The sequence below is a fragment of the Elstera litoralis genome (genome assembly GCF_000963705.1).
GTDB classification, from domain to species: Bacteria; Pseudomonadota; Alphaproteobacteria; order Elsterales; family Elsteraceae; genus Elstera; species Elstera litoralis.
Genome location: NZ_LAJY01000132.1, coordinates 1 through 7,514, shown reverse-complemented (window position 1 = coordinate 7,514; position 7,514 = coordinate 1). Strand labels below are relative to the sequence as shown.

The following is a 7,514-nucleotide window of genomic DNA, read 5'->3' as shown; positions in this document are numbered from 1 at the left end:
GATCGACACGATGCGAACCGGCCACCCGGCTTCCGCCAACGCGCTGGCCGCGACCCAACCGTCGCCGCCATTATTACCGGGGCCGCAGAGCAGGAGTGTCGGGCGTGGGCTCCAGCGCGCCATAATTGCCGCCGCGACCGCCTGCCCGGCCCGCGCCATGAGGTGTTCGACGGAAAGCCCGGCTTCGACGGCCTTTGCATCCACCTGTGCCATTTGCGCGGCGGTGAAAAGGTCAATCAGCCCGGAGACAATAGGAGACGCGGTCAAATCGGAAGCCTCACTGAAATGGATTCTCGCATGCGGCGAAGATGATATGCGCTTGCCACAGGCTAGGCGCACCCTAATTTCGCCGCGAAGCCCTGGCACAAGCGCGCCAAAGGTAAGGAGAGAGACTTTGGCCCTTCGGCATTGGATTTTTGCGGCGTCGCTGACTGTTCTGACGCTCCCGGCCCGCGCCGCGCCGCCGGAGGTGGATGCGCTGCTCGTGCTGGCGGTCGATAGTTCATCGAGCGTCGACCGGGCCGAGTTCGCCTTGCAGATGGAAGGTCTGGCGGCAGCGTTTCGGGATGCGGAGGTTCAGAGCGCCATTGTCAGCGGCCCGAAGCGCGCGGTTGCCGTGGCGCTGATGGAATGGTCGGACCCGAATTGGCAGCGCGTCGGCGTGCCGTGGCGGGTTCTGCGCAGCGCCGAGGATGCCGTGAAACTGGCCGAAGAGATCGATACCACGCCGCGCCTGATCGATGGCGGCGGCACCGCCCTGGGCAATGCCCTCTCGGTTGCCGTGCGCATGATTCAAAGCGCGCCGTTCAAAGGCGACCGCAAGATCATCGATATTTCCGGCGATGGCGCGCAGAACCTGGGGCGGTCGCTGGCCCCCGTGCGCAACGCGGCCTTGAAAGCGGGAATCACCCTGAACGGGCTCGCCATCGTCAATGAGGAGCCGGATTTGGAGGATTATTACCGCACGGCCCTGGTCGGCGGGCCGGAATCCTTCGTGCTGCGCGCCGCCGATTATGCCGATTTCACCCAGGCCATTCGGCAGAAATTGATCCGCGAGCTGTCGGTTCCTGTCGCGCAAGCGCCCCAGCGCCCGCTTAGCTTGGCCGCCCTCGCGCCACCTGGGCCAGCAGAACGCCCGACAGCGTCAACAACCCGCCGATGAGGTGATAGGCATAGAGTTTCTCATCCAGCATTATCGTGGCGATCACGGCGGTAAAAATTGGCACGAGGTTCATGAACATGCTGCTGCGGTTAGCCCCCAGCCGGGCAATCGCCAGCATCCACAGCATCGGCGCGAGAATCGAGAGCGGCAGCGCGGAATAGAGGATGATCGGCACAGCAGCCAAGGTCACGGGCAGGGTTGGCGTCAGCAGATAGAGCGGCACCAGCACGACAATCGCGGCCAGGATCTGAATATAGAGCGACGGCCATACCGGGATCGGCACGGCCCAACGCCGCAGCATAACATTATAGACCCCATAACAGAGCCCCCCGATCAGCATAATGCCGTCGCCGAGGTGAAACCCGCCGGAGAGAATTTGCAGCGGCTGGCCCTGCCCGATCAGCACCGCAAGCCCGGCCAGCGACAAAACCCCGCCCGCCGCCGTGGCCCAGCCGGGCTTTTCGCCCAAGAGAAGCGCGCTGAAGCCGAAGGTGATGAGCGGCACCAACGATGTGATGATACCCATATTGGTGGCGGTCGTCGTTTGCGCGGCGTAATAGCCGCAGCCCTGGTAGAGCACCATGCCGAGCAAGCCAAGACCCGCGAGCTTGCCGATATTCTGCCAAATGACCGACCGATATTGGTAGAGCTGCCGGGCAACGAAGGGGAACATCACCAGCGCGGCCAAAACCCAACGGTAGGCCAGGATCGTTTCGGGATCGATGACCCCGACCGCCGCCCGCATCACCACGGTATTGCCCGACCAGAGCAAGACCGTGAGGAGCGGCAGGGCGTAATCGACCGCGCTTGCGCTTTTCATCGAGCTAGGCCGAAACCGTCAGATGCCGTTGCGCGCCGAGGCCGACCACTTCGCATTCAACGATTTGCCCCGGCTTCAGGAATACCGGCGCGGGTTTGATCCCCATGCCAACGCCGGGTGGCGTGCCGGTGACGATCAGATCGCCCGGCAGCAGCGTCATCATCTGGCTGAGATAAGCGATAATATGGGCGACGCTGAAGATCATCCGGGCCGTGGTGCCATTCTGATAGCGGTGCCCATCGACATCGCACCAAAGCTGAAGCGCCTGCGGATCGGGAACCTCATCGCGCGTGACCAGCCAGGGGCCGACCGGGCAGAAAGTATCGTGGCTCTTACCCTTGGTCCATTGCCCGCCGCGCTCGGTTTGCAGGTGGCGTTCCGAGACATCGTTGGTGGTGCAATAGCCTGCCACATAATCGAGGGCCTCGGCCTCGGTGATATATTTCGCCCGGCGACCGATAACGACGCCCAGTTCGATTTCCCAATCGGTCTTCAGCGATCCACGCGGGATTTCCAGCGCGTCGGTCGGCCCGCATAGCGACGAGGTGGCTTTTTGGAACACAATCGGCTCGGCGGGGGGCTTCAATCCGGCTTCTTCAGCGTGATCGGCGTAATTGAGGCCGATGGCGATAATCTTGCCGGTCCCGGCGAAAGGCACGCCCAGGCGGGTTTCGGCAGGCACGACCGGCAGCGGCGCGAGATTGAGGCGGCGCAGCGCGTCCAGCCCGGAATCGGATAAAATTGAATGGCTGATATCAGGAATGACCGACGATAGGTCGCGGATTGCGCCGCCCTGATCCAGAATTCCCGGCTTTTCCTGCCCATCCAGGCCCCAGCGCACCAGCTTCATTGCGTCTCTCCAGAAACCTAAGATTTAATTTGGTGTAAACGATCTTGCGCAGGGTGCCGCGAAAAGGAAAGATGCCCCGGCTTGCTACACGACGAGGATTCCTGTGACTTTGGCTTCAACCGCCGCGCCGCCGCACTCACCCGACCGGGAAGCCCTGATCCAGATTTCCGGAAGTCCGCAAATTCGGGTGATGATCGTCAATTACAATGGCGGCACCGATCTGGCCCGCTGCCTTGCGGCCTTGCTGGCGCAAAGCTTCCGCGACTTCGAGGCGGTGATCGTCGATAACGGCTCCATCGATGGCTCGTTGGAAGGGTTGCCGCATGATCCGCGCCTCACCATCCTGCGCACAGGCAAGAACCTCGGCTTCGCCGCCGGGAACAATCAGGCTGCCGCCGGAGCGTCCGCCCCCTGGCTGGTCATGCTGAACCCGGACGCTTTCCCCGCCTCCGACTGGCTGGAACTGCTGCTCGATGAAGCCACCGTTCATGGCGAATATGCCGCCTTCGGCTCGACCCAGGTGATGAGCGCCGATCCCAGCCGCGCCGATGGCTTGGGCGATTGCTTTTCCCCCTACGGTTTCGCCTGGCGCGGCGGGTGCCGTAAACCCCTGCCCGTACCCGTGCCCGCAGGCGAAAGCTTCGCCGCCTGCGCCGCCGCCATGATGATCCGCCGCGATTGGTTCGAGCGCTTGGGCGGCTTCGATGAGCGCTTCTTTTGCTACGGCGAGGATGTGGACCTGTGCTTCCGCCTGCGGCTCGCGGGCGGGCGCGTTTGGCAGTCGAACCGGGCGCGGGTGGAGCATGTGGGCGGCGCAACCTCGGGCGGGGCGCATAGCGTGTTTTCGCTCTACCACGGCTACCGCAATCAAATCTGGCTGATCGCCAAGAATATGCCGGGGCCAATTCTGGCGGTGACGCTGCTGACCTATCTGCCGCTGCTGCTGCTGCGCTGCCTGCTGCTGAAAAAACCGAGCGCGATTTGGGTTGTGCTGAAGGCCAGTTTCGACGGCGTCAAAGGCCTCGCCCCCTTCTGGTCCGACCGCCGGAAACTTCAGGCCGAGCGCAAAGCTTCGACCTTGGCGATTGCGCGCGTGCTGAGTTGGAGCCCGATGGCCCTGCTTCAGCGGCGCGCGAAGTTGCTATAGCGGAGAGGCTGTAACCTCACCTTCGATCATCCGCAACAGATACTGCCCGTAACCGTTCTTTGCCATCGGTCCGGCCAGTTTACGCACCTGGGCCGCATCGATAAAGCCCTTGCGCCAGGCGATTTCCTCAGGGCAGGAGATTTTCAGGCCCTGGCGCTCTTCGACCGTGCGCACGAACTCGCCCGCTTGCAAAAGGCTATCGTGGGTGCCCGTGTCGAACCAAGCGTAACCCCGGCCCATGCGCTCGACGGTAAGGGTGCCGCGCTCCAGATAAAGGCGGTTGAGATCGGTGATTTCGAGCTCGCCGCGCGCCGAAGGGCGCACTTGCTTGGCGAGAGCGACCACCTCGGCATCATAGAAATAGAGCCCGGTGACGGCGTAATTGCTTTTCGGCTGCTTCGGCTTTTCCTCGATGGAAATAGCGGTGCCTGCCGCGTCGAACTCGACCACGCCGTAGCGTTCAGGGTCGCGCACATGGTAGCCGAACACGGTGGCCCCGCTTTGGCGCTCCACGGCCGACAGCAGCATCGGTTCGAGATCGTGGCCGAAGTAGATATTATCGCCGAGCACCAGGGCGCAGGGATCGCCCGCAATGAAGTCTTCGCCAATCAGGAACGCTTGCGCCAGCCCTTCCGGCTTCGGCTGCTGGGCGTAGGAGATGGCAAGGCCCCACTGGCTGCCATCGCCCAGCAGGGTTTTGAACTGCGCCGCATCGTGGGGCGTCGTAATCACCAGAATATCGCGGATTCCGGCCAGCATCAGAATCGACAGCGGATAATAGATCATCGGCTTATCGTAAACCGGCAGGAGTTGCTTCGAGACCGCCAACGTGACGGGATACAGCCGCGTGCCCGAGCCGCCCGCCAGAATGATACCCTTCATCGCTTTTCCTCACTCAAGGCGGCGAAATTAGCCCCAATTTCGTCCCGGCATTCGGCCAACATATCGATCAATCCCAGACGCCAATCGGCGGGCATAATGCCGAACGCCGCAGTCAATGCGCTGCAATCGAGCACGGAATTGGCGGGGCGGCGTGCAGGCGTTGGAAAATCTTCGGTGGTGATGGCGTGAACCTTCGGCACCGGCCAGCCGTAGCGCTGCCCTTCCGCAAAAATCGCTTCGGCGAACCCGTGCCAGGAGACCGGCGCGCGCCCGGCGAAATGGTAGGTTCCGTAAGCGGTTGAGCCATTCAGCAAGGCCGCCGTTATTTGCGCAATCGCGTCCGCAATCGCCGTCGCCGGGGTGGGGCAGCCGCGTTGATCGGCGACCACGCGCAATTCCGGCCGGGCGGCCGCCAAGCGCAGCATGGTTTTGACGAAATTATGCCCGTATGGGCCAAAAACCCAGGCCGTGCGCAGAATGACGTGTTTTTCCGCCGCCGCCCGGATCGCCCGTTCCCCCGCCTCTTTCGACTGGCCGTAGACGCCCAGGGGCGCGACCGGATCGGACGGCGCATAGGCCCCCGGCTTGCTGCCGTCGAAGACATAATCGGTTGAAATATGGATCAGCGGCACAGCGGCGGCCGCGGCGGCGCGCGCCAGATTGGCGGCCCCGTCCCGGTTGATGGCAAAAGCCGCCTCGGCTTCGGTTTCCGCCTTATCGACGGCGGTATAGGCGGCGGCATTGACCAGGGCGACGGGATTATGCTGCGCGACGGCAGCCGCAATCGCCTCGGGGCGAGTTACATCGCCCTCGGGCCGCGCGAGGCTCACGGGCGTTAAGGACGCAGGCCAAGCCACCCGCTGCAACTCGCGCCCGACTTGCCCGTTCGCGCCGAAAATCAGAACCGTTTGGCTCATGAGGCGGCTTTCTTCAGGCCCAACCGGTCGCCCGCATAGACATTCGACAGTTTTTCCCACCAATCGGGATTGTCGAGATACCAGCGCACGGTCGATTCAAGCCCGGAATCGAAGGTCTCTTGTGGCTCCCAGGCCAGTTCGGCCTTGATCTTGCTGGCGTCGATGGCGTAACGCGCATCGTGGCCGGGACGGTCGGTGACATGGGTAATCAGCGACCGGCGCGGCTGGCCCGAGGGCAGCGGCGCTTCGAGCTTATCGACCAGATCGCAGATCGCCGTCACCACGTCGATATTCTTGCGCTCGGAATTGCCGCCGACGTTATAGCTCTCGCCCGGCACGCCCGTGGTGAGGATCGTCCAGAGCGCGCGGGCATGGTCTTCCACGTGTAGCCAGTCGCGCACATTGGTTCCCTGCCCATAGACCGGCAGCGGCTTACCCTTTAGCGCGTTGATAATCATCAACGGAATGAGCTTTTCCGGGAACTGCCACGGGCCGTAATTATTCGAGCAGTTGGAGGTCACGACCGGCAGCTTATAGGTATGGTGCCACGCCCGCACGAGATGGTCGGACGACGCCTTGCTGGCCGAATAGGGCGAGTTGGGCGCGTAAGGCGTTTCTTCGGTAAACAGCCCCTCGTCGCCCAAAGTGCCGAAGACTTCATCGGTCGAGATATGGTGAAAGCGGAAGGCCGCCTGCTTGTCCTCGGGCAGCGTGCGCCAAAAGGCGAGCGCGGCTTCCAGCAGCGTAAAAGTGCCGATGATATTGGTTTGAATGAAAGCCGCCGGGCCATCAATCGAGCGGTCCACATGGCTTTCGGCGGCAAGATGCATAATCGCGTCGGGCTTGTAGGCCGCGATAATCCGGTCCATCGCCGCGCGGTCGGTAATATCGGCCTGCTCGAAGCTATAGCGGTCGGTATCGCTCAGCGCGGCAAGGCTATCCAGGTTCGCCGCGTAGGTCAGCTTATCGAGGTTCACTACGCGGGCGTCGGTCTGGGTCAGGATATGGCGGATGACCGCTGAGCCGATGAACCCTGCGCCGCCGGTAACGATGATCGTGTTCATAAAGGCGCTCCTGGCTTAGGCGTAGGTGAAAAGGACGGGCAGATCGGCGAGAAGTGGCTGCTGCGTGTCTTTCGGCGACAGCAGCGCGGTCGCCGCCGTCACTGGCCAATCGATCCCGAGCGCCGGATCGTTCCAGCGCAACCCGCGATCTTCTGCCGGGGCGTAAACATGGCTCACCTTATAGGCCACCGCCGTATCAGGCACCAAGGTACAGAAACCGTGCGCGAAGCCGACCGGAACATAAAGCTGCTCGCCGCCCTCGGCGGTCAATTCCACGGCGACATGCTGGCCAAAGCTGGGCGAGCCGTGGCGCAGATCGACCGCGACATCGAGAATGGCCCCCTGCAAAACGCGGATCAGCTTTGCCTGTCCCGCAGGCGCAATCTGGAAATGCAACCCGCGCACGGTGCCCTGGGGTTTCGAGAGCGACTGATTATCTTGAACCCAGCGCTCGATAATCCCGGCTTCGGCAAAGCGCGGTTCAGAAAAGGTTTCCATGAAATAACCGCGCGCATCCCCATGTTTTTTCGGCACAATGCGTTTAACGGCGGGAATTTTTGTATCGGTGATCTGCATGTTTCACTCTGACTTGGACGGCTGCTTATAGCGGCCCCCTCGGCAGATGGTCAATTCGTGCGGTTGCGGATATAAAACACGAAACTCATGTTGATT

Annotated in this window: 9 protein-coding genes; 2 read left to right on the top strand and 7 right to left on the bottom strand. The window is 62.4% G+C overall.

Annotated elements, in window-relative coordinates:
* The coding region (locus tag VZ95_RS06525; RefSeq protein ID WP_045775139.1) for an NAD(P)H-hydrate epimerase at nucleotides 1-267 on the bottom strand (267 nt) is incomplete at its 3' end.
* A gap of 127 nt (nucleotides 268-394) precedes the next feature.
* Between VZ95_RS06525 and VZ95_RS06520 the strand changes: the two genes are divergently transcribed.
* Nucleotides 395-1,162 carry a DUF1194 domain-containing protein gene (locus VZ95_RS06520; protein WP_052711540.1) on the top strand — a complete coding sequence of 256 codons (768 nt, stop codon included), beginning with the start codon at nucleotides 395-397 and terminating at the stop codon, nucleotides 1,160-1,162.
* Here the strand turns inward: VZ95_RS06520 and VZ95_RS06515 are convergent.
* Together VZ95_RS06515 and VZ95_RS06510 are read right to left on the bottom strand one after the other, a co-directional pair.
* Nucleotides 1,095-1,982, bottom strand: coding sequence for a DMT family transporter (locus VZ95_RS06515; RefSeq protein ID WP_045775138.1), 888 nt, complete (start codon nucleotides 1,980-1,982; stop codon nucleotides 1,095-1,097). The genes VZ95_RS06520 and VZ95_RS06515 overlap by 68 nt on opposite strands.
* Nucleotides 1,983-1,986: 4 nt before the next feature.
* Complete coding sequence (locus VZ95_RS06510; protein ID WP_045775137.1) at nucleotides 1,987-2,832, bottom strand: fumarylacetoacetate hydrolase family protein; 846 nt, start codon at nucleotides 2,830-2,832, stop codon at nucleotides 1,987-1,989.
* 103 nt (nucleotides 2,833-2,935) lie between these two features.
* On the opposite strand from VZ95_RS06510, the gene VZ95_RS06505 reads away from it, so the two are divergent.
* Complete coding sequence (locus VZ95_RS06505) at nucleotides 2,936-3,979, top strand: glycosyltransferase family 2 protein (RefSeq protein WP_156995116.1); 1,044 nt, start codon at nucleotides 2,936-2,938, stop codon at nucleotides 3,977-3,979.
* Here the strand turns inward: VZ95_RS06505 and rfbA are convergent.
* The 4 genes from rfbA to rfbC are packed head-to-tail and all read right to left on the bottom strand — an operon-like array spanning nucleotide 3,974 to nucleotide 7,418.
* The gene (rfbA, locus tag VZ95_RS06500) at nucleotides 3,974-4,861 is read right to left on the bottom strand and encodes a glucose-1-phosphate thymidylyltransferase RfbA (RefSeq protein WP_045775136.1); all 888 of its coding nucleotides are present in this window, start codon (nucleotides 4,859-4,861) and stop codon (nucleotides 3,974-3,976) included. The two genes, VZ95_RS06505 and rfbA, sit on opposite strands and share 6 nt — an antisense overlap.
* Nucleotides 4,858-5,778, bottom strand: a complete 921-nt coding sequence (gene rfbD, locus VZ95_RS06495; RefSeq protein WP_045775135.1) for a dTDP-4-dehydrorhamnose reductase — start codon at nucleotides 5,776-5,778, stop codon at nucleotides 4,858-4,860. Before rfbD ends, rfbA begins: the two co-directional genes overlap by 4 nt.
* On the bottom strand, nucleotides 5,775-6,842 hold the full coding sequence (gene rfbB / locus VZ95_RS06490; RefSeq protein ID WP_045775134.1) for a dTDP-glucose 4,6-dehydratase: 1,068 nt from the start codon (nucleotides 6,840-6,842) through the stop codon (nucleotides 5,775-5,777). The genes rfbD and rfbB overlap by 4 nt, the downstream gene beginning before the upstream one ends.
* 15 nt (nucleotides 6,843-6,857) lie before the next feature.
* Nucleotides 6,858-7,418, bottom strand: a complete 561-nt coding sequence (gene rfbC / locus VZ95_RS06485; RefSeq protein ID WP_045775133.1) for a dTDP-4-dehydrorhamnose 3,5-epimerase — start codon at nucleotides 7,416-7,418, stop codon at nucleotides 6,858-6,860.
* Between the last annotated feature and the right edge of the window lie 96 nt (nucleotides 7,419-7,514).

Excerpts from the sequence above, each read along its gene's own strand:
- VZ95_RS06515 (WP_045775138.1), bottom strand. The coding sequence starts at position 1,982 with ATGAAAAGCGCAAGCGCGGTCGATTACGCCCTGCCGCTCCTCACGGTC.
- VZ95_RS06510 (WP_045775137.1), bottom strand. The coding sequence starts at position 2,832 with ATGAAGCTGGTGCGCTGGGGCCTGGATGGGCAGGAAAAGCCGGGAATT.
- rfbA (WP_045775136.1), bottom strand. The coding sequence starts at position 4,861 with ATGAAGGGTATCATTCTGGCGGGCGGCTCGGGCACGCGGCTGTATCCC.
- rfbD (WP_045775135.1), bottom strand. The coding sequence starts at position 5,778 with ATGAGCCAAACGGTTCTGATTTTCGGCGCGAACGGGCAAGTCGGGCGC.
- rfbB (WP_045775134.1), bottom strand. The coding sequence starts at position 6,842 with ATGAACACGATCATCGTTACCGGCGGCGCAGGGTTCATCGGCTCAGCG.
- rfbC (WP_045775133.1), bottom strand. The coding sequence starts at position 7,418 with ATGCAGATCACCGATACAAAAATTCCCGCCGTTAAACGCATTGTGCCG.